Here is a 24,431-nt window from a genome sequence, read left to right as displayed (position 1 = left end):
CGCTACTTGACGCCGAGCAGGTCGATCACGAAGACGAGCGTCTTGCCCGACAGGCGGTGGCCACCGCCGGCGGGGCCGTAGGCCAGGGCGGGCGGGCAGATCAGCTGGCGACGGCCGCCGACCTTCATGCCCGGGATGCCCTCCTGCCAGCCTGCGATGAGGCTGCGCAGCGGGAAGTTGATGGACTCGCCGCGGCTCCACGAGGAGTCGAACTCCTCGCCGCTGTCGAACTCGACGCCCACGTAGTGCACGTCCACGACGCTGCCGGGCTGGGCCTCGGCACCGTCGCCCACCACGATGTCCTTGATGACGAGCTCGGTGGGCGCGGGGCCCTCGATGAACTCGATCTCGGGCTTGGTCATAGAGACTCCTTTGATCAGGCGGTGCAGATTGTCACGCCGGATGGGCGGCATCTACACGCCGGGGTAGTCACGGGCCGTCGAGCCCGTGTAGATCTGCTGAGGACGGCCGATCTTGGTGGTCGGGTCCTCGTGCATCTCGCGCCAGTGGGCGATCCAGCCGGGGAGCCGGCCGAGCGCGAACAGCACCGTGAACATGCGCGTCGGGAAGCCCATCGCGCGGTAGATCAGTCCGGTGTAGAAGTCCACGTTCGGGTAGAGCTTGCGCTCGATGAAGTAGTCGTCGTGCAGCGCGACGTCCTCCAGGCCCTTGGCGATGTCGAGCAGCTCGTCGGACACGCCGAGCAGCTCGAAGATGCGGTCCGCGGTCTGCTTCACGATCGCCGCACGGGGGTCGTAGTTCTTGTAGACGCGATGCCCGAAGCCCATGAGCTTCACGCCGTCTTCCTTGTTCTTGACCTTGGTCATGAAGGCGGTGGTGTCGCCACCCGACGCCTTGATGTCGTCGAGCATCTCGAGGACGGCCTGGTTGGCGCCGCCGTGCAGCGGGCCCCACAGGGCGTTGATGCCGCCCGAGATCGAGGTGAACATGTTGGCGTTCGACGAGCCCACCAGGCGCACGGTCGACGTGGAGCAGTTCTGCTCGTGGTCGGCGTGCAGGATGAACAGCATGTCGAGGGCCTTGACGATCTCCGGGTCCACCTCGTAGGGCTCGGCCGGGAAACCGAAGGTCATGCGGAGGAAGTTCTCCACCAGCGACAGCGAGTTGTCCGGGTAGAGGAAGGGCTGGCCGACCGACTTCTTGTAGGCGTAGGCACAGATCGTCGGGAACTTGGCGAGCAGGCGGATGGTCGACAGCTCGACCTGCGCCGGATCGTTGTGGTCCAGCGAGTCCGGGTAGTACGCCGAGAGCGCGTTGACCGCCGAGGAGACGACGGGCATCGGATGCGCGTTGCGGGGGAAGCCGTTGAAGAACAGCTTGAGGTCCTCGTGGAGCAGGGTGTGCCGCTGGATCTTCGCGGTGAACTCCGCGAGCTGCTCCGGGGTCGGCAGCTCGCCGTGGATCAGGAGGTAGCTGACCTCGATGAACGTCGACTTCTCCGCGAGCTGCTCGATCGGGTATCCGCGATAGCGCAGGATCCCCTCGTTGCCGTCGATGTAGGTGATCGCGGACTTGCAGGAGGCGGTGTTGACGAAGCCGTTGTCGAAGGTGCTGTAGCCCGACTGCGCGAGGAACTTGCCGAGAGCGATGCCGTCTGCACCCTCGGTCGCGTTGACGATCGGCAGCTCGATCTGGCCGCCGGGATAGGCGACCGTAGCGTTCGCGGTGTTGTCATCAGTGGACAATGTTCGTATCCCCTCGCTGTGGTCGGCGGATAAAAGCTACCTGGCTAGAACCTAGCGGTACCGCGGTTCCCCGCGGAAATCGGGCCGTCACCGGAGGCCCCATTCGGTGCTCCACCCCGCCCCCGGCGCCAGCCGGATCACGTCCGTTCCCGTGTGGAGGGCATTGCCCGGGGCGGACATCGGCTCCACCGCCAGGGCGCGGCCGCGACCGGGGTAGCCCTTGCCGTTGACCGGGTCGGCGATGAACACCTGGGCCCACGGCAATGTCGGCGCCGTCCACAGTTCCGTCTGCCCCGTCGGGCCGCGGAGCACGGTGTTCCGCGGCACATCGGTGAAGGGTGTGTCGATCTGCACACCGTCGAGGGCGCGCGGGGTGCGGTAGTCGTACGGCGTCCCGTCGACGGGGCGCGGCGGACCGTCGGGCAGCAGGCGCCCGTCGAGCGGCTGCCAGCGCCCGGCCCCGAACTCGAGGGTGCAGGCGTCGACGGAGTCGTCGCCGACGCGCAGGTAGGTGTGGAAGCCGACGGCGAGCGGCAGGTCCGTGCCGCCGTCGTTGCGGGCCTCGAAGGCGCAGGTCAGGCCGTCGGCGGCGACGCTGTACCGGATCCGCAGGTGCAGGTCGAAGGGCCACCCGGGGTGGTGCCCGACGTCGCGGACCAGGGTCACGGCGTCGGCGGCGACCTCCACGTCGTCCCATTCGACGCGGCGCACGAGCCCGTGGTCGGCGGTTCCGGTGACGTCGCTGGTCACCGCGAGCCGGTAGACCTCGCCGTCCCAGCTGTAGAGGCCGTCCTCGGTGCGGCCCGGCCACGGCGCGAGCACGAGGCCGGCGGACAGCGGCGGCTTCTCCCCGAGCGGCCACTCCTCGGTGAGGGCGACGCCGTCGCGGCGGAGGCCGCGCAGGCCGGCGCCCACCCGTGCGATCTCCGCGACATAGCCGCCGGCCGCGATCGTGAATCCGGGTTGGACCGACATGGCGCAATAGTACGGCGGCGGCGCGCGCCGCGAGCACCGTCGGCCGGAGTGGGCGAGGCCGGCGCGCTAGCCTGGGTCGCAGGCCCCCGAGGAGTGCGCATGAGCTGGACCGAGAAGGATGTCCCCACCCAGGCCGGACGGGTCGCCGTCGTCACCGGCGCGAACACCGGCCTGGGCTTCGAGACCGCGCGTGTGCTCGCGCAGAAGGGCGCCGAGGTCGTGCTCGCGGTGCGCGACACCGGCAAGGGCGCCGACGCCGCGCGGCGCATCGCCGCCCTCGCCCCGGGTGCGACGGTGCGCGTGCAGCGCCTGGACCTCGGTTCGCTCGCCTCGGTGGGTGAGGCGGCCGCGGAGCTGCGCTCGAGCACCCCGCGCGTGGACCTGCTGATCAACAACGCCGGCGTCATGTACCCGCCGAAGCAGACCACCACCGATGGTTTCGAGCTGCAGTTCGGCACCAACCACTTGGGCCACTTCGCGTGGACCGCACAGGTGCTCGACCTGCTGCTCGCGGTGCCGGGGTCCCGCGTGGTGACCGTCGCCAGCCTCGCCCACCGCATCCGCGGGGCCATCCATTTCGACGACCTGCAGTGGGAGCGCTCCTACGACCGGGTCGCCGCGTACGGGCAGAGCAAACTGGCGAACCTGCTGTTCCACTACGAGCTCCAGCGCCGCCTCGCCGCGCGTGCCGCCGAGCGGGGCACCGTCGCCATCGCCGCGCACCCGGGAGTCGCCGATACCGAGCTCGTCCGCCACCTGCCGCGGGCGCTGCAGGTCGCTGCGCCGTTGATCTCGCACGACGCGCACCACGGCGCGCTCTCCCAGCTGCGCGCCGCGACCGATCCCGGCGCCCTTGGCGGCCAGTACTACGGCCCCGACGGAATCGGCGGAAGCCGCGGCGCCCCGACCGTCGTGACCTCCAGCGCGCAGTCCTACGACCTGGACCTGCAACGTCGCCTGTGGGCGGTCTCCGAGGAACTCACCGGCGCCACCTTCCCCGTCTAGCCCGAACAGGGGCTCAGCGGGCGACGCGGTAGCGGACGAAGGCGGGGACCGCGAGGGCCGCGAGCACCGTGAAGACGATCACGAGCACGCCGCCGCCCGCCGCCGCCATCGCCGCGCCGGCGGAGACGGCGGCCGCGCCGTGCACCGCGTCGCCGATGCGCGGCCCGCCGGCCACGACCACGGTGAAGACGCCCTGCAGCCGCCCGCGCACGTCGTCGGTCGCGGCCTCCTGCAGCATCGTCGTGCGGAAGGCGGCGGAGAACATGTCGGCCGCGCCGCCCAGCGCGAGCAGCACCAGCGCCGCCCACAGCCAGCCGAACTGGGCGGCCACGCCGAAGCCGCCGATCGCCAGGCCCCACAGTACGATCATCACGATCACGGCGAGGCCCTGCCGCGCGACGCGCGACGTCCAGCCCGAGAGCACCCCGCCGAGCACGGCGCCCACCGACATCGCCGCGAACAGGGCGCCGAACACCCAGCCGCCCTCGACGGGATCCCCGAAGTTCTCGTGCGCGATCTGCGGGAACAGGGCGCGGGGCACGGCCAGGAGTCTCGGCACCCGACAGATACTACGACTTCCTCACGATCGCCGCGAACCCCGCAATTGAACGACGTTCTGGAGATTCCGACCTGGGGTTTTCCTCTCCAGAACATCGTTCAATTCAGGGTTGGAGGCGCACGGGCGCGTACTCGGGCGCGACGAGCCGCACCCGGTTGTGCACCCGGTTCTCCCGGCCCTGCCAGAACTCGACGACCTGCGGCGCGATCCGGTAGCCGCCCCACTCCGGCGGCACGGGCACGTCGACGCCCTCGAACCGGGCCTCGACCTCGGCGAACCGCTCCGCCATCGCGGCCCGGGAGGCCACCGGCCGGGACTGGTCCGACGCCCACGCGCCGAGCTGCGAGCCCCGCGGCCGCGCCGCCCAGTAGGCGGCGGTCTCCGCCGGGAGCACCTTGGTGACGGACCCGCGGATGTGCACCTGCCGATGGATCGCGATCCACGGAAAAGTCACGGAAGCAACCGGATTCGCCTCGACGGCGCGGGCCTTATCGGAGCCGTAGTTGGTGTAGAAGACCACGCCCCGCTCGTCGAGCCCCTTGCACAGGACGGTGCGAGTGGCGGGGAGCCCGGTCTCGTCGACGGTGGCGAGCACCATCGCGTTGGGCTCCGGCGCCCCGGCGGCGACGGCCTCGTCGAACCAGGAGCGCCACAGCGGCACCCAGCCGGCGGCGAGGTCCTCGGGCTGCAGGTCGAAGGAGTCGCCGTCGTACTTCTCGCGCATCGCCTGAAGATCCACGAGCCCGAGCCTACTCACTAGGCTGCACACCATGACTGAGATTCCGGGCGGGCTCGAAGGCGTCGTCGCGTTCTCCACGGAGATCGCCGAGCCGGACAAGCAGGGCGGGGTGCTGCGATACCGGGGCGTCGACGTGGCCGACCTCGTGCGCGACCGGGTCACCTACGGCCAGGTGTGGGGCCTGCTCGTGGACGGCGAGTTCGGCAACCCGCTGCCCGCCGCCGAACCCTTCCCCCTGCCCATCCACAGCGGCGACGTGCGCGTGGACGCGCAGGCCGGCCTCGCGATGCTGGGCCCGCTGTGGGGCTTCGAGCCGCTCCTCGACATCGACGACGCCACCGCCCGCGAGAACCTGGCGCGCGCCTCGGTGATGACGCTGAGCTTCGTCGCGCAGTCGGCCCGCGGCCTCGAGCGCCCGGCCGTGCCGCAGCGGATCATCGACCGGTCCCCCACCATCACGCACCGGTTCATGACCCGCTGGCACGGCGAACCCGACCCGGACCATGTGCGCGCCATCGACGCGTACTGGGTGGCGGCCGCCGAACACGGCCTCAACACGTCCACGCTCACGGCGCGGGTCATCGCGTCGACGGGCGCCGACGTCTCGACGGCGCTCTCGGGTGCGGTCGGTGCGCTGTCGGGCCCGCTGCACGGCGGCGCACCGTCGCGCGTGCTGCCGATGCTCGACGAGGTGGTGCGCACCGACGACCCCCGGGGCGTGGTCACCGCGCGGCTGGACCGGGGCGAGAAGATCATGGGCTTCGGCCACCGCATCTACCGCGCGGAGGACCCCCGCGCCGGGGTCCTGCGGTCGGTGGCGCGCGACCTGCACGCGCCGCGGTACGAGGCCGCCGCCGCACTCGAGCGGGAGGCGAACGCGGTCTTCGCCGAGCGCCGGCCCGACCGGGCGATCTCGACGAACGTCGAGTTCTGGGCGGCGGTGATCCTCGACTACGCGGGCGTGCCGCCGCGGATGATGCCGGCCATGTTCACCTGCGCGCGGACCGCCGGCTGGTGCGCCCACATCCTCGAGCAGAAGCGCGCGGACAAACTGATCCGGCCGTCCGCGCAGTACACCGGGTACGGCCCGCGGCAGCCGGAGGACGTGCCCGGGTGGGACACCATTAGGATTTAGGGCATGACGATCGAGATCCCCGCCGCGCTCAAGCCCGTCGACGGCCGCTTCGGCTGCGGTCCGTCCAAGGTCCGCCCCGAGCAGCTGCAGTCGCTCGTCGATACCGGCGCCTCGGTGTTCGGCACCAGCCACCGCCAGGCCCCGGTGAAGAACGTCGTCGGCCGCGTGCGCGAGGGTCTGAAGGACCTCTTCTCCCTCCCCGAGGGGTACGAGGTCGTGCTCGGCAACGGCGGCACCACCGCCTTCTGGGACGCCGCCGCCTTCGGCCTGATCCGGGAGCGCAGCCAGCACTTCACCTACGGCGAGTTCTCCACCAAGTTCGCCTCGGTGGCCAAGGGCAATCCCTTCATCGGCGACCCGATCGTCGTCTCGAGCGACCCGGGCTCGGCGCCCGAGCTGATCGCGGACGGGTCCGCCGACCTCATCGGCTGGGCGCACAACGAGACCTCGACGGGCGTCGCGGTGCCGGTCAGCCGCCTCGCGGGCAGCGAGAACGCGCTCATCGCGATCGACGCCACCTCGGGCGCCGGCGGCCTGCCCGTCGACATCGCCGACACCGACGTCTACTACTTCGCGCCGCAGAAGTGCTTCGCCGCCGACGGTGGCCTCTGGGTCGCGATCATGAGCCCCGCCGCCCTGGCGCGCGTCGAGGAGATCAAGGCCTCGGGCCGCTACACCCCCGAGTTCCTCTCGCTCCCCGTCGCCGTGGACAACTCGAGCAAGAACCAGACGTACAACACCCCCGCGCTGGCGACGCTGCTGCTGTTCGCGAACCAGATCGAGTGGATCAACGGCAACGGCGGCCTCGACTGGGCCGTGGCCCGCACTAAGGATTCGAGCGACCGTCTCTACCAGTGGGCCGAGGCCAGCGGGTTCGCGACGCCCTTCGTCACCGACCCCGCGCTGCGCAGCCAGGTCGTCGGCACCATCGACTTCGACGAGAAGGTCGACGCCGCCGCCGTGGCCAAGACGCTGCGGGAGAACGGCATCGTCGATACCGAGCCGTACCGCAAGCTGGGCCGCAACCAGCTGCGGATCGGCCTGTTCCCTGCGATCGATCCCGAGGACGTCACCGCTTTGACCACGTGCATCGATTTCGTGGTCGAGCGCGTGTCGGCCGACGCATAGCGATTCGAACAACTACCCTGGCACCATGCAGGAACTGCGGGTTGTGGGAGTGGACGACGACGGGACGTCGGTGGTCTGCGAGGGCCCTGCGGGACGGTTCCGCCTGCCGATCGACGACACGTTGAAGGCGGCCGTGAGCGGTGAACTCGGAAGCGGCACACAGACGGAGCTCGAACTGGGCGCCGACCTGTCGCCGCGCGAGATCCAGGCCCGCATTCGGGCCGGCGCGACGATCGAGGAGATCGCGGAGCTCACCGGCGCCCCGAATCACCGGATCAAGCGGTTCGCGGGCCCGGTGCTGCTGGAGCGTTCCCGCGCGGCGGAGATGGCGCAGCTCGCTCACCCGGTGCGCGGCGACGGCCCGATGCACGTCACCCTCGCCGAGGTGATCGGCACGGCCCTGGCCGAGCGCGGCCACGCCGACACCACCGAGTGGGACGCCTTCAAGGGTGCCGACAACCGCTGGGTGGTCGCGATCAGCTGGAGCGTGGGCAAGTCCCGCAACCAGGCGCATTTCAAGTACGCGCCGGGCGCGAACGGCGGCACCGCCAGCCCCGTCGACGAGACGGCCCGCGGGCTGCTCGATCCCGATGCCCGGCAGGGTCTGCGGAGTATCGACCGGTCCGCCGACGAGCCCCTGCGCGCGGTTCCCCGCTCCGTCGCGGGCCCCGTCGTGGAGGGCAGCGTCGAGGAGCGTCGCCCCGCCCAGGCCCCCGCGGCCGCGGCGGGCGGCCAGCACGGTCGCCGGCACCCGGAGATGCCGTCCTGGGAGGACGTTCTCCTCGGTGTCCGCGGCGGGAAGAACGGGTAGGCCGTGGGAGCTCCAGCTGCGACGATCTGGTTCATCGATGTCGCGGAGCCGAAGGGCATTCTCGCGATCGTCGGCCGGCCCGACGAGGCCGCGTCCCGCGTGATCGCCGAGCAGGTGCTCGGTGAGCCCGCCGTCGGGCGCCCCGAGTCCCTCGCCCGCGCCGCCGCTCCACTGCCGGGGCACGTCTACGTGGGCGCGTGGGGCGGGCTGACCGTCGTGACCCACGCGGGCCTACGCGTGGACCGACCGAGCGAGCTCGACGAGTCCTGGTGGAACCTGGTGCCCGCCCACCGCTCGTTCCTGCTGACCACGGCCCCGGAGCGGGCCGTCGGCGGGTTCGCCCTGCGCACCGACGGCACGCCGAAGCGCTCCTTCTCCGCCCACCCCGTCGACATCCTCGAGGACGAGGGCCTGCCCGAGCTCTTCGAGGGTCCGTTCTGGGCGGGCGAGCACCCGCTCACCTATGCCGAGGGCGCCGTCCCCGACCCGCGGGCCCTGCCCTTCCACCCGATGGAGTTCGCGGAGCAGGCGAACCGCGAGATCCTCGGCTTCCGCTTCACGCACCCCCTCGCGCCGACGGACCTCGACCCCGCCCGCATCCAGGTCATCGACTTCGTGCCGGCCTCCGGCGTCCCCGGTCCCGCCCCGCAGCAGGGCCAGGCCGCCGGCCCCGACGGTGCGCCGCAGCCCCCCGCCGGGCAGCAGGACACGAGCTACGAGGACCGCGGCAAGGTGCGCAGCTTCTTCGGTTTCTGACGCGCTCGCCGACACCGCAGAGCTCGACTGGCGCTGTGGCCCTCCGGGCGCGAGCACCGCATGGCTCGCGTTCTGCGCGGCCCATTCAGAAACTGAATACCCAGCACGCCGGGCTACGGCGAACGGTCTTACGCCACCTAGTAACTGACGTCCTCCAGGCTGCGGACGTCCGCATGCTGGGTGCGACCGAGCCCACCAGGTGCGGCATGCGCGCCTCAATCGCCAGAGTCGCCGTCTGATCGTGAATCGCAGTTCGGTGTCTAAGCTCGCGCTATGGGAGCAGGATGAGACGACCACCGGCAATCGCGAAAAGCCGGATCGCTGAACTGGCATTATGCGCGGGGCGCATGGCTGTTCCACGCGACTACTGATCCCCGCGCGCCACGGCATCTCCGCCCACAGCACCGGCCGACGCACCCCGTGCTCCGTCCCCCCGCAGCGCGTCGGCGGCCGCGGACCGTCGGAGCGCGTACAGGCCGCACAGCGCGCAGGTGACCGCGGAGACCACCCCGCCCACGAGCAGCGGCGCGGCGGGGGTGGTCACGTCGGCGATGGCGCCGAGCAGCGGCGCACCCAGGGGCGTGCCACCGAGGAAGGCGAGCATGTAGATGCCCATCACACGGCCGCGGTACTCGGGATCCACGGAGAGCTGCATGATGCTCATCGCAGAGGTGGTGAAGGCCATCTGCAGCAGCCCGACGAACGCCAGCAGCACCGCCACCAGCCAGAACCACGGTGCCAGCCCCGCCAGCACGGAAGCCACCCCGAAAGCGAAGCCGCCCACGAGGCAGGTCCGCAGCGACGCCCTCCCGGTGCGGCGCGCGGCGAGCAGCGCCCCGGTCAGCGTGCCGACGGCGAGCACCGTCGACAACAGCCCGTAGGCGTCGGCACCCAGCCCGAAGCCGTGGCGCGCCAGCAGCGAGAGCGCCAGCGGGAAGTTGATGCCGAAGGTGGAGACGAAGAAGACCGCGATCATCACCAGCGTCAGCTCGCGGCGTCGCCGCACGTACGCGAAGCCGGCCCGCAGCTGCCCGCGTGCCCGCTCCACCGGCGGCGACGGGAGCAACTCCCCCACCCGCATCAGCAGGAGGGCCGCGACGATGGCGCCCGTGAACACCGCGTTCACCGCGAACACCCACCCGGTGCCCACCCCGGCGATGAGCAGGCCGGCGATCGCGGGCCCCACGATCCGGGCGGCGTTGAAGACCATGGAGTTCAGGCCGATCGCGTTCGGCAGCAGCTCGGGCCCCACCATCTCGATCGTGAAGGCCTGCCGGAAGGGACCGGCGATCGCCGTCACGCAGCCGAAGACGAAGGCGAGGACGAAGACGTGCCACAGCGCGACGACCCCGGTCAGCGTCAGCACCGCCAGCACCGCGGCGCAGGCCGCCGCGGCGGTCTGCGTGACGATGAGCACGCGGCGCTTGTCGTAGCGGTCGGCGAGCAGGCCCGCCCAGGCGGAGAGGAAGAGGGTGGGCCCGAACTGCAGCGCCATCACCACGCCGAGCACCCAGCCGCGGCCGTGCGCGAGGTCCAGCACCAGCCAGTCCTCGGCGACGCGCTGCATCCAGGTGCCCACCAGGCTGACCGTCTGGCCTCCGGCCCAGAGTCGGTAGTTCCTCGCTCGCAGGGAAACGAAGACGCCGGGCACCCGTCCGATAGTAGTCCTAAGTTTTCTGCCCTGGTTCAGACGAGCCCGCTCGTCAGCGCCACGACGGCCGCGAGCAGGGCGAACGCGATCGCGCCGGCGAAGCCCGCGCAGAACCATCGGGCCACCGGCCGCTCCCGGTACGCGGCCAGCACCGGCACGGCGCCCGCGGCGCCCAGGGCGAGCAGGAACAGCCCGAGCCACCGGTTGACCGCCATCACCGACACGAAGAGCCCGGAAAGAACGCCGCCGACGAGCAGCGCCACCAGTACCGCGACCGCGGTGCCGGTGATCCGGGGCGGGTAGCGGGGAGCGCTCACGTGCGCGCCCGCTCGTACAGCGCCAGCGCGGCGGCGGTGGCGACGTTGAGCGAATCGGTGCCGCGCGACATCGGGATCCGCGCGCGCACGTCGGCCGCGGCCATCGCCTCGGGCGTGAGCCCGGGGCCCTCCGCGCCCACCAGGTACGCCACCCGGGAGGGCCCGCCCGCCACGGCGTCCGCGACCGTCGCCTCCCCCGACGGGGTCAGCGCCACCGTCCGGAAGCCGTGCTCCGCCAGCACCCCCAGACCCGCAGCGGGCCACCCGTCAGCCGGCAGGTGCGCGAAGGGCACCAGCAGGACGTGCCCCATCGACACCCGCACCGCGCGCCGGTACAGCGGATCGGAACAGCGCGGCCCGAAGAGCACGGCGTCGGCGCTCAGGCCCGCGCCGTTGCGGAAGATCGAGCCGAGGTTCTCGTGGTCGTTGACGCCCTCCAGCACCACGACGGTGCGCGCACCGTCGAGCAGGGCGCCCGCCTCCAGCGGCACGGGCCGGCGGGCGGCCGCGAGAACCCCGCGGTTGAGGTGGAAGCCCACCACCCGCGCCATCAGTTCGGCCGTCACGAGGTAGCGCGGCACGAGGGGCGCCAGGCCCTCCAGCCGCTCCAGCTTGGACTCGACGCCCATGATCGCGTGCGGCACGAACCGCGAGGCCAGCATCCGCTCCACCACGGGCACGCCCTCGGCGAGCACCACGCCGCGGGCGAGGTCGGGCCGCTTGTCCGCGGCGGAAAGGTCCCGGAAGTCGTTGAGGCGCGGGTCATTCGCGTCGCGAATCAGATGAATCGGTTGCGCCGGCACCACACCACCCTAATATCGGCCACGGCGAACCAAACGCATTCCCGACCGCGGGTACCGTAAACGGCGACCCGAACGAATTAATACCGAAATGGGAATAATTCTGTCCGGGTCATTCCTCGAGCGCCGTTCGATATTTGGATCGGGAATCGCCGGGATTCAGCTTTTCTTCTCTTCGCCCGCGATGAGGCCGTTGAGAATTCCCACCGCGTCGCCGAGGGTCGCGCGCTGCGCGGGTGAAAGCTCGTCGAGCTTGCTGCGCAGCCACGCCTCGCGGGCCGCGGCCTCACCCGTGATGATCTGCTCCCCCTCGTCGGAGAGGCTGACGATCACCTGGCGGCCGTCGGTGGGATGCGGCGCGCGACGGACCAGCCCCAGGTCGGCGAGGGAGGCGATGACCCGGGTCATCGACGGTGGCTGCACGCGTTCGCGGGCCGCGAGTTGCCCCGGGGTGAGGGGCCCGTCGTTCGCGAGCGCGTTGAGCGCGGAGAGCTGCGTCAGGGAGACGAGCGAATCGCGACGCCGGCCGCGCAGGTGGCGGGCGAACCGCACGGTGGCGAGAGCAAGATCCCCCGCCAGCCGATCGTCATTATCAGTCACGGCGCTAGAATACATGCGATAAGTGCAATTGCGCGCATGAACCCCGGGAGCACGGATGAACCTTCAAGGAAGCGAGCCGGAAAACGGCGTCTCGGCGCCGGAACTCCCCCGCGCCGTGACCGAACCGCGGCCCGTCGTCGTCGCAGGTACCGTTGCATTCGCAATGGCTCTCGTGATTACGCTGCTCTTTCGGGAGACCTTCGGCGACGCCTGGATCGTGTGTGCCTGCGGCGTCGGCATGGGGCTATTAGGGGCCACGGTCCTCACCCTGCAGCGGCGGGCGGCCCTGCGCGGCGATCGGGGAGCACAGCGCGGCCTCGTCTGAGCCGCAGGACCAGCAGCCCGGCCGCGACCACCGTCGCCCCGATCGCCCAGCCCGCCAGCACGTCGAGCAGCCAATGCGCCGCCAGGTACACCCGGCTCATGCCGATGACGACCGACGCGGCCACCGCGGCCACCAGGGGCCACCACCGGCCGCTGAGCGCGTAGGCGGCCACCGCGAACGTCCCGAGGACCACCATCGACACGAGCGCGTGCCCGGATGGAAAGCTCTCCGACGAGATCACCACGAGCCGCGGCGGCAACGGCGGCCGCTCGCGCCCGAAGATCCTCTTGAGCACCACCATCAGCCCCAGCCCGAACAACTGGGTGACTCCGCAGTACACCGCCCATCCGCGTTCCTTGCGGAGCAGCAGCAGGTACAGGAACCCCGCGATGCCGATCACCCACATCGACGCCGTGTTCCCGACCGTCGTGATCACGCGCATCACCGCGGTCAAGGCGTCGCTGCGGATCGCGAGCATCCAGTCGAGCGCGCCCTGATCGACGGGGTTCGGCCATGCGTTCGGGTCCGTCACCATCTTCCCGACTGTACGTGCAACACACCGTCGACGACGACGTACGGCACGCGACGCTCGCCCCCGGCGACGTCCACGACCAGGTCGTCGTGGACGTGGACCGCCACCGCGTCGGGCAGCGCTCCGAGCGCCTGCGCGAGCGTGACGCCGGGATGTGCGCCGCGGGCGAACCGCGCGCCTCCCGCGGGGATCCCGACGGGCCCGGTGCCCGCCAGCGGCAGGTCCAGGGTGTCGGCGAGCGCCGCGGCGACGTCCAGCCCGCCGAAGACCAGCGACCCGGCGGTGAACCGGGCGTGCGGCACGTCGAGCACGGCGGCGTCGTCGGCGTCGAGCACCGCGCCGTCGATGCCGCGCACCCGCGCGGGGAGTACGGGCAGCCGGTGGCCGGCGATCGCCCGGTGCGCCGCGATCACCACCGCGGGTGCGGGCGTGCGAGCGGGATCGGCGAGGGCGTCGGCGAGGACCTGCGCGTCCGCGGGCGTCCGCACGGAGCGCAGCAGCGCGGCCCCCAGCCGCGGCGCGGCGGGGTGCGTGCACGGGTCGAGCAGGCCGGCGAAGGTCTCGTCGTCCGGGGAGCGCAGCCGCCCCAGCTCGGTGCGGGTGTGCAGCCACCAGGCGGTGTAGCCGTCGGGATCGTCCAGCACGCCGGGCAGTTCCGCGAGCAGCGCGTACGCGGGCTCCCAGTGCTCCACCAAGTCCAGGTCGCGGGCGGCGACGAGCTCGTCGGGCTCGGCGGGCAGCTGCGCCCACCACTCCTCCGCGCCGTCGAGCGTCGCGTCGGGCCCGGTCGGCAGCGGTTCGCGGAGCACCCCGAAGGACCAGCCGACGCCGAGGGCCCGCAGCGCCTCCGCCGGGTGCCGCGCCTCGAAATCCGGGTCGACGGTGCCGTACGGGTGATCCTCCCCCAGCGCCGCCCGCAGCGGAGCATCCGCGGCCAGGAGCTCGTCCGCGGGGTACAGCGCCCCGTCGTCGCCCGGGACGGGGAGCGCGCCCAGCCAGGTCGGCCCGACGGTGCCGCCGGCGCCCAGCAGGCCCAGGACGGCCTCGGTGAGCGCGACGTCCTCGTCGGCGGCGCCCGTCTCCCAATCGATGCGGCCGACCTCATCGCGGAGCGCGGGAAAGCCCAGCAGGTCGGCGGCGGCGAGGGTGCGGGCGCCCGCGCGCTCCAGGAGCGGGTGGGCCGCCGCGGGGTGCACGATCCGCGCCCACGTGACCAGGGCCAGCGCCGCGGGATCACCCGCGACCAGCGCCGCGCCGCGCGCCCCGGTCACCACGCGGCCGTCGGCCAGCGGGACGGGCAGCGCGCCCAGGTCGTCGGCGGGGAGCCGCGCGGCGTCCAGCGCCGCGTACAGCTCGCCGTACCAGGCGGGATCGCGGTCGCGCGGTACGGCGTCGGCGAGGTCGGCCGCGGTCAGCTCGCGGGCGCCGAGGGCCACCAGGCGCGCCGCGTCCGGCGCGGAGGAGTACTCCGGCGGGACGAGCGGGAGCGTCCCGCACACCAGCGTGTTCAGCTCGGCGGTGAGCCCGGGAAGCACCGCGGCGCGGTCGGGGCGCAGCCGCGCACCGTCGGGCCCGGGGACCCAGGCGTGCCCGCGCAGCTCCTCCTCGACCGCCGCCCGCAGCAGCGCGTCGACGGGGCCGGCGGGCGGGCGGCGCGGCGGCAGCAGCGGCAGCGGGTCGGGTTGCGCGGCCACGAAGGCGGCGTAGCCGCGGGCCGCGAGCGCGACGTCGGCGTCGGGATGCAGGCGGCGCCGGTCCGGCGTGGTCGGCAGGCCGGCGATGACCCGCACGGGCAGGGTCAGCGGCTCGTCGGTGCGGGTCGGGGAGTGGAGGAACCGTGCGTCGGCCCCGATCACCCAGCGGGCGTGCGGGCCGTGCCCGGTCACGAGGTCGGGGGCGGCGAACCGCTCCTCGTCGACGGTGATCGTGGCCAGTGCGGGCAGGTCCAGCAGGAGGTCCTCGGCCTGGCCGGCGAACTCGGCGAGCAGCGCGGGATCGGCGCCGACGAGCACGACCTCGGTGGCGAAGCCCGCGCGGGGCGGCGTCGCGACCGGGTAGGGCAGCCGCATCGCGGCGACCTCGTCGAGGCCGGCGTCGGCGCGCGAGCGCGCGGCGGAGAAGGAGATGCCGCCGTCGGCGGAGCGGATCTCGACGTGGTCGGTCACCGTCAGGACGGCGGCGAAGCCGACCCCGAACCGCCCGACGGTAGGAGTGGCGCCCCCGGAACCACCGGACTTGGGCGAGACGCGCAGCGCCGCGAGGGAGGCGACCCCGGCCTTCGTCAGCGGCGCGCCGGTGTTGGCGACGTGCACCCCGTCGGGCTCGGCCCAGACGGCCAGCGCGCCGGGGATCCCGGCGGCCGTGGCGGCGTCCGCGGCGTTCTGCGCCAGCTCGACGGCGACCCGGTCGCGGTAGCCGACGGTGACGAGGTCCCGCTCGGCCGCGAGGTCCTCGGCGGCGCGGGTGGGCGAATCGCGCCAGGCGGCGAGCGTCGCGCTGCGCAGCGCGGCCGTACCGAAGGGATCGGCGGCCATGTCAGGCCGGCTCGGCGGGGACCTTCTCGACGGCGCCGTCGTCGTAGGGCTCGTACGCGGGGCTCCCCTGGCCCGGCGGTGCCGGCACCGAGGAGTGCGCGCCGCAGCCGTAATGCGCGTGCACGACGTGGCCGTCGGCCGAGTACTCGTTGCCGCAGGCGCCGAAGGCCGCGCCCAGCGCACCGGCCAGCGGGAGGAAGAAGGCGCAGTCCCCGCAGTGGTAGCGCGTGGCGCGGGCCATCTCCGACTCCGGGCCGAAGTCGCCGGCCAGCCAGCGCTCCGCCGCGTCGAGCCGGCCGAACCGCGACATCACCCGCTCCAGGTTGACGCCGATCTCGCCGGCCACGTCGTCGAGCGCCGGGTCGCCGGAGAGGGCGTGGCCGGGTTCGATGCGGGGGTCGTTCTCGCGGGGCGGCAGCGTATCGCCCGGGGCGAGGTCGCCGGCGCGGATGCGCTCCTCCCACGGCACCCACTCCGGGGCCGTGAGGGAACCGGGGCCCGGGAGCAGCGCGGTCTCGGACACCGTGAGCTCGCCCCCCGGGGTGGCGGCGATCACGGCGCACCACTGCCAGCCGCGGTACGCGGGCAGGTCGGCCTCGAAGTAATGGGCCACCGCGAACTCGTCCTCGACCACCGTGGCGACGTGCGCGCCCACCCGGGCGCCCTCGTCGGCCTCCAGTACGGCGCGCGCGAGGTCGACCGCGGCACCTGACTGCAATGCGGAACTCACCCGTCCGATTGTGCCGGATGGCGGCGACGCCGGTGCAGGCGGGCGGCGCGCGCCCCCGAGAACGGCATCGTCGCGGATGCGGAACAATGGTCCGCGTGAGCGGTCATCCGGGGCAGCAGCAGTATCCCCCCGACGAGCCCCGGCGCCGTCCGGGGCCGACGCCGCGTACCCACAGCGGGCAGTCCGTGCGCCAGGGGGCGGGGGCGGGCGGCGAAGAGCGCCCGCAGCACACGTCGAACCATCACCTGCCCCCGCTCGAGGACACCCCGACCGCGGCCGAGCGGCGCGCGGCCGAGGAGGAGCAGCGGCGGATGCCGCGCAAGATCACCGTCACCCGGGTGGCGGCCATGCGCAGCCGCGAGATCACCGAGGCCGGGATCGCGAAGTGGCACCGGGCCACCCGGGCCGACGGTGCCGACAAGTCCGGCCTCACCGCGCTCACCTACCCGGTGATCCTCAACAACGCCGTCGACGCCGCGATGATGGTCGCGCTGGCGAACACCCTGTTCTTCGCGGCGGCGCAGGCCGAGTCGAAGTCGAAGGTCGCGCTGTACCTGCTGGTGAACATCGCGCCCTTCGCGATCATCGCGCCCTTCATGGGGCCGCTGCTCGACCGCATCCAGCACGGGCGCCGGGTGGCGCTGGCCGCGTCCTTCGGAATCCGCATCGCGCTGGCGGTCCTACTCATCACGAACTGCGAGTACGACCCGGTCGCGAACACGGTGAACTTCGATCCGTGGGTGCTCTATCCCAGCGCGCTCGCCATGCTGGTGATGAGTAAATCCTTCTCGGTGCTCAAATCCGCGGTGGTGCCGCGGGTGCTGCCACCATCGATCGACCTGGCCCGGGTCAACTCGCGACTGACACTGTTCGGCCTGGTCGTGGGCTCGGGCGTGGGGGGCGCGATCGCCGCCGGCGCCGAGTTCGGCCTCAGCCGGATGCTGCACATCCCGGGCGGGATGTACGCCCTCATGGTCTTCGCGGCGCTCGGCGCGGTGACGTGCATGCGCCTCCCGAAACGCGTCGAGAGCACGGCGGGCGAGGTGCCCACCACGCTGTCGTACACCGACGCGATGGCCCGCGACGCCGAGCGCGGGCGGTTCGGGCAGGCGCAGGACGTGCGTGGGCGCGCCAAGCTGGGCGCCGCGTTCAAGAACCTGCGGGTGCCGCTCGGCCGCAGCGTCGTGACCGGACTGTGGGGCAACACCACCATCCGCATACTCACCGGCTTCCTCACCCTCTACATCGCCTTCTACGGCAAGGCCCAGCAGGCGGCCGGCGGATCCGCCACCGAATCCCTGCTGATGATCGGCGCGGTCGGCGCCGCCGCCGGAGTCGGCAACTTCCTCGGCAACGGCATCGGCGCCCGGCTGCAGCTGCCGCGGCCCGCGCGGATCGTCGTGCAGGCGACGATCGCGGCCACCGTCGGCGCGATCGTCGGGGCGGCCTTCAGCAACCTCGTGGTGATCGCGGCCGTGACCTTCCTCGCGTCCGGGGTGTCGGCGATCGGCAAGGTCTCGCTCGACGCGTCCATCCAGGACGGCCTGCCCGACGAGTCGCGGGCCTCCGCCTTCGGCCGGTCCGAGACCGCGCTGCAGCTCGGCTGGGTCGGCGGCGCCGCGTTGGGCGTGCTGCTGCCGCCCACGCTGTGGATCGGCTTCGCGACCGTCGCCGCGATCATGGTCGTGGGCACGGTGCAGACGGTGCTGACCTACCGCGGCGGCTCCCTCGTCCCGAACCTCGGCGGCAAGCGACCGGAACACGTCCCACCCACGATGAACGGGGTCTGAAAAGATGATCAAGCCCAGCCCGAAGCTGCTCGTCGCCGGGGCGGTGTTCGCCGTCGCGGCCGCGGTCCTGCTCGCGTACGCGGTCGTCGCCGGCCTGGACAAGCGCAACGAGCCCGGGCCGCGGCCCACGCTGCAGGCCACCGTCGGCGACCAGCTGGTGCCCGTCGCGCCGATGCAGTTCTGCACCAACGTGCAGGCGGGCGAGTGCGACACCCCGCAGCGACCGGCGAAGATGCCGGTGGAGTTCGGTAAGGCGATCGTGATCTCGCTCCCCGACTACATCACCGAGCGCCCGTGGTTCCTCACGGTGCAGCGCTACGACAGCAAGCTCGGGCAGCCGAAGCTGGAGACCATCACCCACCTGGAGCCGAAGTCGGCCACGCTGGTGCTCAAGTCGACCGAGGAGCTGTGGGTCGCGGCGGTGGAGATCAACGTCCCGTCGCAGTACCAGGACGCGTCGGGCAACCTCATCGCGCAGGCCGTCTGGGGCATCGACACGACCCCCAAGGACTTCGCGCTGGTCCAGAAGCCGTAGCGGCCGCGCGCCTACGAGTCCAGCTCGCGGGCGATCTCGCGGAGCACCGTGGCGATCTGCTCGGAGGCCTTGCGGTCCGGATAACGGCCCTTGCGCAGCTCGGGCTGCACGCCCACGTCGAGAAGCTGGATCATGTCCTCGATCAGCACGTTCAGGTCCTCGGCAGGTCGACGGTTCGCGGCCGGCCGGCGGCCGCGCTGCGCCCCCGCTGCCCCGCGCGAGACCGACGGCGCAGGCTCGAGCACGGTCACCGTCAGCGCCTGAGGGCCGCGACGTCCCGCGGCCACGCTGAACTCGACCCGCTGGCCCTGCTTGAGCCCGTCGGTACCGTCGGGCAGCGCCGACGACCGGACGTAGACGTCCTCGCCGTCCTCCTGGGAGAGGAAGCCGAAGCCCTTGTCGGAGTCGTACCACTTGACCTTGCCGGTAGGCATTCGTCGTCACCCGCTCTGCACTCAGAACAACAAAACGCGCCCCGCGAGCGGCGAGACGCACTGGCACTAGTCTAGAGGTTATGGGCAAGTTGGTTTCCGGCGCCGTCTCCGTTTCGATCGCACTCTTCGCGATCGGGCTGATCGCGCTCGCCGCCCTGTTCCTCACGCCGCTCCTCGCGGACGGCACCACCGCCCCCACCTGGGTGTACCTGCTGACGCCGCTCGCGCCCGTCGGCTTCCTCGCGGGCGTGATCGCGGTCATCCTCGGCGGGCGGACCCGGGACGACGAGCCGCGGCCATGAAGCCGCTGGTCGACCGCTACGGTCGTGTCGCCCGCGATCTGCGGGTCTCCCTCACCGACCGCTGCAACCTGCGGTGCACCTACTGCATGCCGGCCGAGGGGCTGCCGTGGCTGGCCGGCGAGCACGTCCTGACGGGCCCGGAGATCGACCGGCTGATCGCGATCGGCGTCCGCGACCTGGGGATCACGGAGATCCGATTCACCGGTGGCGAACCGCTGCTGCGCGCGGACCTCGCCCGGATCGTCGCGCACGCCGCGCAGCTCGAGCCGCGCCCCGAGATCTCGCTGACCACGAACGGCCTGTCGCTCGCGCGGCACGCGGCCACGCTCGCCGGCGCGGGTCTGGACCGCGTGAATGTCTCCCTCGACACCGTCGACCGGGAGGAGTACGCGAAGGTCACCCGCCGCGACCGGCTCGACGACGCCCTGGCGGGCCTCCGCGCCGCCGCGGATGCCGGCCTGACCCCCGTGAAGGTCAACGCCGTCCTCGGCCCGGGGCGGCTCGACGATGCGCGCCCCCTGCTGCGCCTGTGCCTCGAGGCCGGCTACGAACTGCGGATCATCGAGCACATGCCGCTGGACGCCGACCACACCTGGGACCGCGGCACGATGATCACCGCGGAGCAGATCCTGGCGGAGCTGCGCCGCGAGTTCGCGCTCACCCCGCACGGCGAGGCCCGGGGTAGCGCGCCCGCCGAGCGCTTCACGGTTGACGGTGGCCCCGCGACCGTCGGCATCATCGCCTCGGTCACGCGTCCCTTCTGCGGCGACTGCGACCGCGTGCGCCTCACCGCCGACGGCCAGATCCGCACGTGCCTGTTCGCGGCCGAGGAGACCGATCTCAAGCCCCTCCTCCGCGGCGGCGCGACGGACGAGGAGATCGCCGACGCGTGGCTCGCCGCGATGCTCGGCAAGCAGGCCGGCCACGGCATCGACGACCCGGCCTTCCTGCAGCCCTCGCGACCCATGAGCGCGATCGGAGGCTGACCGATGCTGATCCGTTACTTCGCCGCCGCGCGCGCCGCGGCGGGCGTCGCCGAGGAGACGGTGCCGGTACCCGACGGCGCCACGGTCGCCGAGGTCTCCGACCTCCTCGCCGCCCGGCATCCCGAGCTCCTCCGGGTGCTCACCCGCTGCAGCTTCCTGCTCGACGAGGTGGCGGTTCGCGACGTCGAGACGCCCGCGACGGGGTCGATGCTCGACGTCTTGCCGCCCTTCGCCGGCGGGTGATCCACCGCGCCCGGGCGTGATATCGATCACACAATATAAAATCACGGTCCGGTAACGGTTGGGCCTCGGGCCGGGGTCTGTTACCGTCGCTGAGGGCCGCAGCAGCAGCCACCCCGATCGTTCGCAGCGCAGAGCTTCGTCCAGCGTGCGATTCGGGACACATGCATCACGATCTACACCTGGACGAAGGCGGAGGAACCATCCGCGGCCGCGAGGCCGCAGGGCACTCGCCCTAGGGGTCAAGCCGGGCAACCGGCCGAGCAGCCTCTCGCTCGAACCCGACAGCTAACTTCGCACGCGCGTAGAGAGGAAAGACTTCACACGATGACCGGTCGTCACCGCAAGCAGTCCACCACCAGCCTGAGCGCCGCCAAGGTCGCCGCCGCGGGCGCGATGCTGGGTGGCGCGGGTCTCGCGCTCGCCGCCCCCGCCGCGAACGCCGCCCCCGATTCCCAGTGGGACAAGGTCGCCGCCTGCGAGTCCGGCGGTAACTGGGCCATCAACACGGGTAACGGCTACCACGGCGGCCTGCAGTTCAGCCCGTCCACGTGGGCCGGCTACGGCGGCACGCAGTACGCCCCCACTGCCAACCAGGCCAGCCGCGAGCAGCAGATCGCGATCGCCGAGAAGGTTCTCGCCGGCCAGGGCAAGGGCGCATGGCCCACCTGCGGCCGGGGCCTCGGCTCGCCGACCCCCCGCACGGTCTCCCCGACGGACACCGACACCACCAAGCCGGTCACGAAGCCCGTCACCAAGCCGGCCACGAAGCCCGCCCCGAAGCCGGTGGCCGCCCCTGCGCCGAAGCCGGTCGCCAAGCCCGCCCCGAAGCCGGTTGCCAACCCTGCTCCGAAGCCGGTCGCCAAGCCCGTCGCGCAGCCCGGCCAGTCCGTGAACGCGCAGTACATCAACCAGGTCATCTCGCAGGCCCAGGCCGGCGGCCAGAAGATCGACCCCGCCGTGCTCGCCCTGCTGCAGCAGGCCGCGGCCAAGGGCTACTGAGCCCACCGCACCACGCACTACCGAGAGGGGCCTCCGGCATCACGCCGCAGGCCCCTCTCGGCGTTTCCGATGTCGTGGGGGTGGCCGCTATGCGCTGCCGACCCACTCGTCCGTTCCGTCCAGGAACAGCTGGTGCTTCCACACCGGGAGCGCCTCCTTGACCGCGTCGACGAGCCGCGCGCACGTCGCGAACGCCGCCGCCCGGTGATCGGCCGCGACGGCGACGACGAACGCCGCATCGCCGATCGCCAGCGGGCCCACGCGGTGCGAGACGGCGACGGCCCGCACGCCCTCGGCGGCGTCCGCCTCGCGCTGCACGACCTCGGCGATGACCCGCTCGGCCGTGGGGTGCGCCGAGTACTCCAGCGCGGTCACGCCGCGGCCACCGTCGTGATCGCGCACGGCCCCGACGAAGCCCACGACCGCGCCCGCCTCGCGCCGCGCCACCGCGGACTCGTGCGCGGCGAGGTCGATCGGCTCCTCTACCACCCGGGCGAAGACGACCTCCGCCGCGGGCTCGTCAGCCATGGTCCCCGCCGCGGATCTGGTCGAGCGCGTGGTGCAGGACCCCGTCGAGCACGGCGAGGCCGTCGCGGACCCCGCCCGACGAGCCCGGCAGGTTCACCACCAGCGACGAGCCGGCGACGCCGGCCAGGCCGCGGCTGAGCACTGTGGTCGGCACGTCGGGCAGGCCCGACGTGCGGATGGCGCTGGCGAGGCCCGGGATCTCGAAGGTCAGCGCGCCGCGTGTCTCCTCGGGGGTGCGGTCGGAGGGCGTGAGGCCGGTGCCGCCGGTGGTGAGCACCACGGCGTCGCCGCGGCGGACCGCGGAGCGGATGGCGGCGCCCACCTCCTCGCCGTCGGGCACCACGACGGGGCCGTAGACCTCGAAGCCGCGCTCACCGAGCCACGCCGCGATGGCGGGGCCGGTGGTGTCCTCGCGCTCGCCCAGGGCGGCGCGGGTGGAGGCGACCACGACGGTGGCGCAGCGATCGCGGGACGGGCGGTGCGGTTCAGTCATTGGATCTCTCCCAGTGGCCGGTCTTTCCGCCGTCCTTGGTGAGCACGCGGACGTCCGTCATGACGGCGGCGGGGTCGAGTGCCTTGACCATGTCGTGCAGAGTCAGCCCCGCGACCGCGACGGCGGTGAGCGCCTCCATCTCGACGCCCGTACGGCCCGTGCAGCGCACGGTGGCGGTGACGGCGATCTCCGCGCCCGACGGTTCCAGGTCGACGGTCACGCCGGAGATCGGCAGCGGGTGGCACAGAGGGATCAGGTCGGCCGTGCGCTTGACCGCCATGATTCCCGCGATACGGGCGGTGGCGAGCACGTCGCCTTTGGGCACGGCACCGCCGGCGATGGCGGCCACGACGGCCTCGGTGGTGCGGAACGTGCCGGCCGCGACCGCCGTGCGGGCGGTGACGGCCTTGCCGGACACGTCGACCATGCGGGCGGCACCCGTCGGGTCGATGTGTGTCAGCTCTCCGGTCAGCGGTTGATCCGGGTCGAGGGGTGCACGTACGGGATGTGCTGCTGCGGGAACTCCAGATCGCCGAACGGCGACAGCGCACCGACCACCGGGGCCACCAGCTCGGTCACGGCGTGATCGGCCGTGCCCTGGTCCGCGCCGGGCCAGCCGTTGTCGACGTAGCCGGGCTTCTTCGCATTCGAGGTCTCAGACACGCCGCTATTCTGACATGCCCCGGTGTCTAGGCTGTATCGGTGAGCAGTAATACCTCGTCGACGGGGCCCGCGGCGTGGCTGCGTGGGCGCACCGACGCGGAGATCGCGGCGCTGCTCGACGTCCGGCGCGACGTCGCGACGCCCGTCCCCGCGGGCTTCGCCGTCCTCGCGAGCCGCCTGAACAGTCCGTCGTCGCTGGGCCGCGTCGCGGAGCGGCTGACCCTGCTCGACCTGGCCGTTCTCGAGGTGCTCCTCACCGAGCCGCTGGACCCCGACGCCCTCGCCCGCCGGCTCCGCGGCAGGGCGCTCAAGAAGCAGGTGCTCGCGGCGGCGGAGAAGCTGCGCGGCCTGGCGCTCGCCTGGGGCGACGACGTCCTGCACACCACGGCCGCCGCCCGCGAGGCCCTGCCGTGGCGATCGACCCAGCTGACGACCCCGCCAGACCTCGACGCGATCGACGCCGCCCTGGCCGCCGCCGGCCCCGACGAGCGCGCCCTCCTCGAGCGCTTGGCCGAGGGCTCGCCGCTGGGCCGCACCGCGGCAGCGGGTTCGGGCACGTCCCCCGACCATCCGGTGCAGCGCATGCTCGCGTCCGGCCTGCTGGCGCGCGTCGACCACCAGACCGTCGAGCTGCCGTGGGAGGTCCGCGCCCGGCTGCGGGGCGAGCTCCCCCTGGGCACCTCCCTCAAGCCGCCCGTGCTCGACGGTCCGCCCGTCCCCGGTGCCGACGGGGCCGGCGCGGTCGCGGCGCTGGAGCTGCTGCGGCACGCCGACGACGTGCTCGACGCGCTGGGCGCGGTCCCGGCGCAGCGAGTGAAGGCGGGCGGCATCGGCATCCGCGAGCTGCGCCGCGTCGCGAAGGCCACCGGACTCGCCGAGGACCGCGCCGCGCTCCTCCTGGAGCTGCTCGCGGCCGCCGGTCTCATCGTGGAGGGCGAGCTCGACGGCGAGGAGGACTCGGTCTTCGCGCCCACGGTCACGGTCGACGAGTGGCAGCGTTCCGCGCCCGCCGAGCGCTGGGCGCTGCTGGCGCGCACCTGGCTGGACCTGCGCCGGCAGCCCGCTCTCATCGGCACCCGCGGCGAGGAGGGCATCGTCGGGCCGCTGCACCGGGCCGCGCGCAGCACCGTCGCCCCGCAGGACCGCGCGGCCGTG

At 72.7% G+C, this 24,431-nt stretch carries 28 protein-coding genes, 2 pseudogenes and 1 riboswitch; of the genes and pseudogenes, 13 read left to right on the top strand and 17 right to left on the bottom strand.

Annotated elements, in window-relative coordinates:
• Nucleotides 1–2: 2 nt before the first annotated feature.
• From FK529_RS12615 to FK529_RS12605, 3 genes are all read right to left on the bottom strand, one after another.
• The gene (locus tag FK529_RS12615) at nucleotides 3–362 is read right to left on the bottom strand and encodes an FKBP-type peptidyl-prolyl cis-trans isomerase (RefSeq protein WP_126194976.1); all 360 of its coding nucleotides are present in this window, start codon (nucleotides 360–362) and stop codon (nucleotides 3–5) included.
• A 51-nt stretch (nucleotides 363–413) separates the two neighbouring features.
• On the bottom strand, nucleotides 414–1,706 hold the full coding sequence (locus FK529_RS12610; RefSeq protein WP_146561632.1) for a citrate synthase: 1,293 nt from the start codon (nucleotides 1,704–1,706) through the stop codon (nucleotides 414–416).
• 87 nt (nucleotides 1,707–1,793) lie between these two features.
• Entirely contained in the window at nucleotides 1,794–2,681 is an 888-nt protein-coding gene (locus FK529_RS12605) for an aldose 1-epimerase family protein (RefSeq protein ID WP_146561630.1), read from the bottom strand.
• 99 nt (nucleotides 2,682–2,780) lie between these two features.
• On the opposite strand from FK529_RS12605, the gene FK529_RS12600 reads away from it, so the two are divergent.
• Nucleotides 2,781–3,686, top strand: coding sequence for an SDR family NAD(P)-dependent oxidoreductase (locus FK529_RS12600; protein WP_166436414.1), 906 nt, complete (start codon nucleotides 2,781–2,783; stop codon nucleotides 3,684–3,686).
• 13 nt (nucleotides 3,687–3,699) lie between these two features.
• Here the strand turns inward: FK529_RS12600 and FK529_RS12595 are convergent.
• A pseudogene (locus tag FK529_RS12595) lies at nucleotides 3,700–4,227 on the bottom strand (MFS transporter); the annotation flags it as partial.
• Nucleotides 4,228–4,348: 121 nt separating this feature from the next.
• Nucleotides 4,349–4,969 carry a pyridoxamine 5'-phosphate oxidase gene (gene pdxH, locus FK529_RS12590; RefSeq protein WP_146562033.1) on the bottom strand — a complete coding sequence of 207 codons (621 nt, stop codon included), beginning with the start codon at nucleotides 4,967–4,969 and terminating at the stop codon, nucleotides 4,349–4,351.
• A 46-nt stretch (nucleotides 4,970–5,015) separates the two neighbouring features.
• Between pdxH and FK529_RS12585 the strand changes: the two genes are divergently transcribed.
• Genes FK529_RS12585 through FK529_RS12570 form a run of 4 tightly spaced genes read left to right on the top strand, consistent with a single transcriptional unit; the run spans nucleotide 5,016 to nucleotide 8,814 of the window.
• A complete protein-coding gene (locus tag FK529_RS12585) occupies nucleotides 5,016–6,119 on the top strand; it encodes a citrate synthase 2 (protein ID WP_146561626.1) in 1,104 nt (367 codons plus the stop codon).
• Between the two features lie 3 nt (nucleotides 6,120–6,122).
• Nucleotides 6,123–7,247, top strand: a complete 1,125-nt coding sequence (gene serC, locus FK529_RS12580; RefSeq protein ID WP_146561624.1) for a phosphoserine transaminase — start codon at nucleotides 6,123–6,125, stop codon at nucleotides 7,245–7,247.
• 25 nt (nucleotides 7,248–7,272) lie between these two features.
• Entirely contained in the window at nucleotides 7,273–8,058 is a 786-nt protein-coding gene (sepH, locus tag FK529_RS12575; protein ID WP_146561623.1) for a septation protein SepH, read from the top strand.
• 3 nt (nucleotides 8,059–8,061) lie between these two features.
• Entirely contained in the window at nucleotides 8,062–8,814 is a 753-nt protein-coding gene (locus tag FK529_RS12570; RefSeq protein WP_146561621.1) for a DUF6928 family protein, read from the top strand.
• A 364-nt stretch (nucleotides 8,815–9,178) separates the two neighbouring features.
• Here the strand turns inward: FK529_RS12570 and FK529_RS12565 are convergent, their stop codons facing one another.
• The 4 genes from FK529_RS12565 to FK529_RS12550 form a co-directional block, all read right to left on the bottom strand.
• A complete protein-coding gene (locus FK529_RS12565) occupies nucleotides 9,179–10,465 on the bottom strand; it encodes an MFS transporter (RefSeq protein WP_231703064.1) in 1,287 nt (428 codons plus the stop codon).
• Nucleotides 10,466–10,500: 35 nt separating this feature from the next.
• The gene (locus FK529_RS12560) at nucleotides 10,501–10,782 is read right to left on the bottom strand and encodes a DUF2537 domain-containing protein (protein WP_146561617.1); all 282 of its coding nucleotides are present in this window, start codon (nucleotides 10,780–10,782) and stop codon (nucleotides 10,501–10,503) included.
• Nucleotides 10,779–11,585 carry a TrmH family RNA methyltransferase gene (locus FK529_RS12555; RefSeq protein WP_231703063.1) on the bottom strand — a complete coding sequence of 269 codons (807 nt, stop codon included), beginning with the start codon at nucleotides 11,583–11,585 and terminating at the stop codon, nucleotides 10,779–10,781. Before FK529_RS12555 ends, FK529_RS12560 begins: the two co-directional genes overlap by 4 nt.
• A 156-nt stretch (nucleotides 11,586–11,741) precedes the next feature.
• Nucleotides 11,742–12,182 carry a MarR family winged helix-turn-helix transcriptional regulator gene (locus FK529_RS12550; protein ID WP_438947196.1) on the bottom strand — a complete coding sequence of 147 codons (441 nt, stop codon included), beginning with the start codon at nucleotides 12,180–12,182 and terminating at the stop codon, nucleotides 11,742–11,744.
• Nucleotides 12,183–12,237: 55 nt separating this feature from the next.
• Between FK529_RS12550 and FK529_RS12545 the strand changes: the two genes are divergently transcribed.
• Nucleotides 12,238–12,507 carry a DUF2530 domain-containing protein gene (locus tag FK529_RS12545; protein WP_146561613.1) on the top strand — a complete coding sequence of 90 codons (270 nt, stop codon included), beginning with the start codon at nucleotides 12,238–12,240 and terminating at the stop codon, nucleotides 12,505–12,507.
• Here FK529_RS12545 and FK529_RS12540 read toward each other — a convergent pair.
• The 3 genes from FK529_RS12540 to FK529_RS12530 are packed head-to-tail and all read right to left on the bottom strand — an operon-like array spanning nucleotide 12,446 to nucleotide 16,303.
• Nucleotides 12,446–13,042, bottom strand: a complete 597-nt coding sequence (locus tag FK529_RS12540) for a phosphatase PAP2 family protein (RefSeq protein ID WP_146561611.1) — start codon at nucleotides 13,040–13,042, stop codon at nucleotides 12,446–12,448. The two genes, FK529_RS12545 and FK529_RS12540, sit on opposite strands and share 62 nt — an antisense overlap.
• Nucleotides 13,036–15,573: a sacsin N-terminal ATP-binding-like domain-containing protein gene (locus FK529_RS12535; protein ID WP_146561609.1), complete on the bottom strand. Its 2,538-nt coding sequence runs from the start codon at nucleotides 15,571–15,573 to the stop codon at nucleotides 13,036–13,038. The genes FK529_RS12540 and FK529_RS12535 overlap by 7 nt, the downstream gene beginning before the upstream one ends.
• Nucleotide 15,574: 1 nt before the next feature.
• A complete protein-coding gene (locus tag FK529_RS12530; RefSeq protein WP_146561607.1) occupies nucleotides 15,575–16,303 on the bottom strand; it encodes a DUF3027 domain-containing protein in 729 nt (242 codons plus the stop codon).
• A gap of 86 nt (nucleotides 16,304–16,389) precedes the next feature.
• On the opposite strand from FK529_RS12530, the gene FK529_RS12525 reads away from it, so the two are divergent.
• Together FK529_RS12525 and FK529_RS12520 are read left to right on the top strand one after the other, a co-directional pair.
• Nucleotides 16,390–18,093: an MFS transporter gene (locus tag FK529_RS12525; protein WP_146561605.1), complete on the top strand. Its 1,704-nt coding sequence runs from the start codon at nucleotides 16,390–16,392 to the stop codon at nucleotides 18,091–18,093.
• A gap of 4 nt (nucleotides 18,094–18,097) precedes the next feature.
• Nucleotides 18,098–18,628, top strand: a complete 531-nt coding sequence (locus FK529_RS12520) for a DUF2771 family protein (protein ID WP_146561603.1) — start codon at nucleotides 18,098–18,100, stop codon at nucleotides 18,626–18,628.
• Nucleotides 18,629–18,639: 11 nt separating this feature from the next.
• Here FK529_RS12520 and FK529_RS20725 read toward each other — a convergent pair whose 3' ends face one another.
• Entirely contained in the window at nucleotides 18,640–19,062 is a 423-nt protein-coding gene (locus tag FK529_RS20725) for a cold-shock protein (protein ID WP_146561601.1), read from the bottom strand.
• Between the two features lie 80 nt (nucleotides 19,063–19,142).
• Between FK529_RS20725 and FK529_RS12510 the strand changes: the two genes are divergently transcribed.
• The 4 genes from FK529_RS12510 to FK529_RS12495 all read left to right on the top strand — a co-directional run bounded on the left by FK529_RS12510 (nucleotide 19,143) and on the right by FK529_RS12495 (nucleotide 21,592).
• Entirely contained in the window at nucleotides 19,143–19,364 is a 222-nt protein-coding gene (locus tag FK529_RS12510) for a hypothetical protein (protein WP_146561599.1), read from the top strand.
• Entirely contained in the window at nucleotides 19,361–20,350 is a 990-nt protein-coding gene (gene moaA, locus FK529_RS12505; protein WP_146561597.1) for a GTP 3',8-cyclase MoaA, read from the top strand. The genes FK529_RS12510 and moaA overlap by 4 nt, the downstream gene beginning before the upstream one ends.
• 3 nt (nucleotides 20,351–20,353) lie before the next feature.
• Nucleotides 20,354–20,593 carry a MoaD/ThiS family protein gene (locus tag FK529_RS20285; protein WP_146561595.1) on the top strand — a complete coding sequence of 80 codons (240 nt, stop codon included), beginning with the start codon at nucleotides 20,354–20,356 and terminating at the stop codon, nucleotides 20,591–20,593.
• Between the two features lie 157 nt (nucleotides 20,594–20,750).
• A riboswitch (cyclic di-AMP (ydaO/yuaA leader) is annotated at nucleotides 20,751–20,907 on the top strand.
• 10 nt (nucleotides 20,908–20,917) lie between these two features.
• A complete protein-coding gene (locus FK529_RS12495) occupies nucleotides 20,918–21,592 on the top strand; it encodes a transglycosylase family protein (protein ID WP_146561593.1) in 675 nt (224 codons plus the stop codon).
• A gap of 87 nt (nucleotides 21,593–21,679) precedes the next feature.
• Here the strand turns inward: FK529_RS12495 and FK529_RS12490 are convergent, their stop codons facing one another.
• Genes FK529_RS12490 through FK529_RS12475 form a run of 4 tightly spaced genes read right to left on the bottom strand, consistent with a single transcriptional unit; the run spans nucleotide 21,680 to nucleotide 23,276 of the window.
• Nucleotides 21,680–22,120 (bottom strand): molybdenum cofactor biosynthesis protein MoaE, encoded by a 441-nt coding sequence (locus FK529_RS12490; protein ID WP_146561591.1) that lies wholly within the window; start codon nucleotides 22,118–22,120, stop codon nucleotides 21,680–21,682.
• Nucleotides 22,113–22,613 carry a MogA/MoaB family molybdenum cofactor biosynthesis protein gene (locus FK529_RS12485; protein WP_146561589.1) on the bottom strand — a complete coding sequence of 167 codons (501 nt, stop codon included), beginning with the start codon at nucleotides 22,611–22,613 and terminating at the stop codon, nucleotides 22,113–22,115. The genes FK529_RS12490 and FK529_RS12485 overlap by 8 nt, the downstream gene beginning before the upstream one ends.
• Nucleotides 22,606–23,085, bottom strand: coding sequence for a cyclic pyranopterin monophosphate synthase MoaC (gene moaC / locus FK529_RS12480; protein WP_193559705.1), 480 nt, complete (start codon nucleotides 23,083–23,085; stop codon nucleotides 22,606–22,608). Before moaC ends, FK529_RS12485 begins: the two co-directional genes overlap by 8 nt.
• Entirely contained in the window at nucleotides 23,082–23,276 is a 195-nt protein-coding gene (locus FK529_RS12475; protein ID WP_146561585.1) for a hypothetical protein, read from the bottom strand. Before FK529_RS12475 ends, moaC begins: the two co-directional genes overlap by 4 nt.
• Before the next feature lie 39 nt (nucleotides 23,277–23,315).
• Between FK529_RS12475 and FK529_RS12470 the strand changes: the two are divergent.
• Nucleotides 23,316–24,431, top strand: a pseudogene (locus tag FK529_RS12470) (helicase-associated domain-containing protein); the annotation flags it as partial.

The sequence above is a fragment of the Tsukamurella asaccharolytica genome, assembly GCF_007858435.1.
In the GTDB taxonomy this organism is placed as follows: domain Bacteria; phylum Actinomycetota; class Actinomycetes; order Mycobacteriales; family Mycobacteriaceae; genus Tsukamurella; species Tsukamurella asaccharolytica.
Note: the sequence above shows the minus strand (reverse complement) of the source record. Positions and strands in the feature narration are given on the sequence as shown.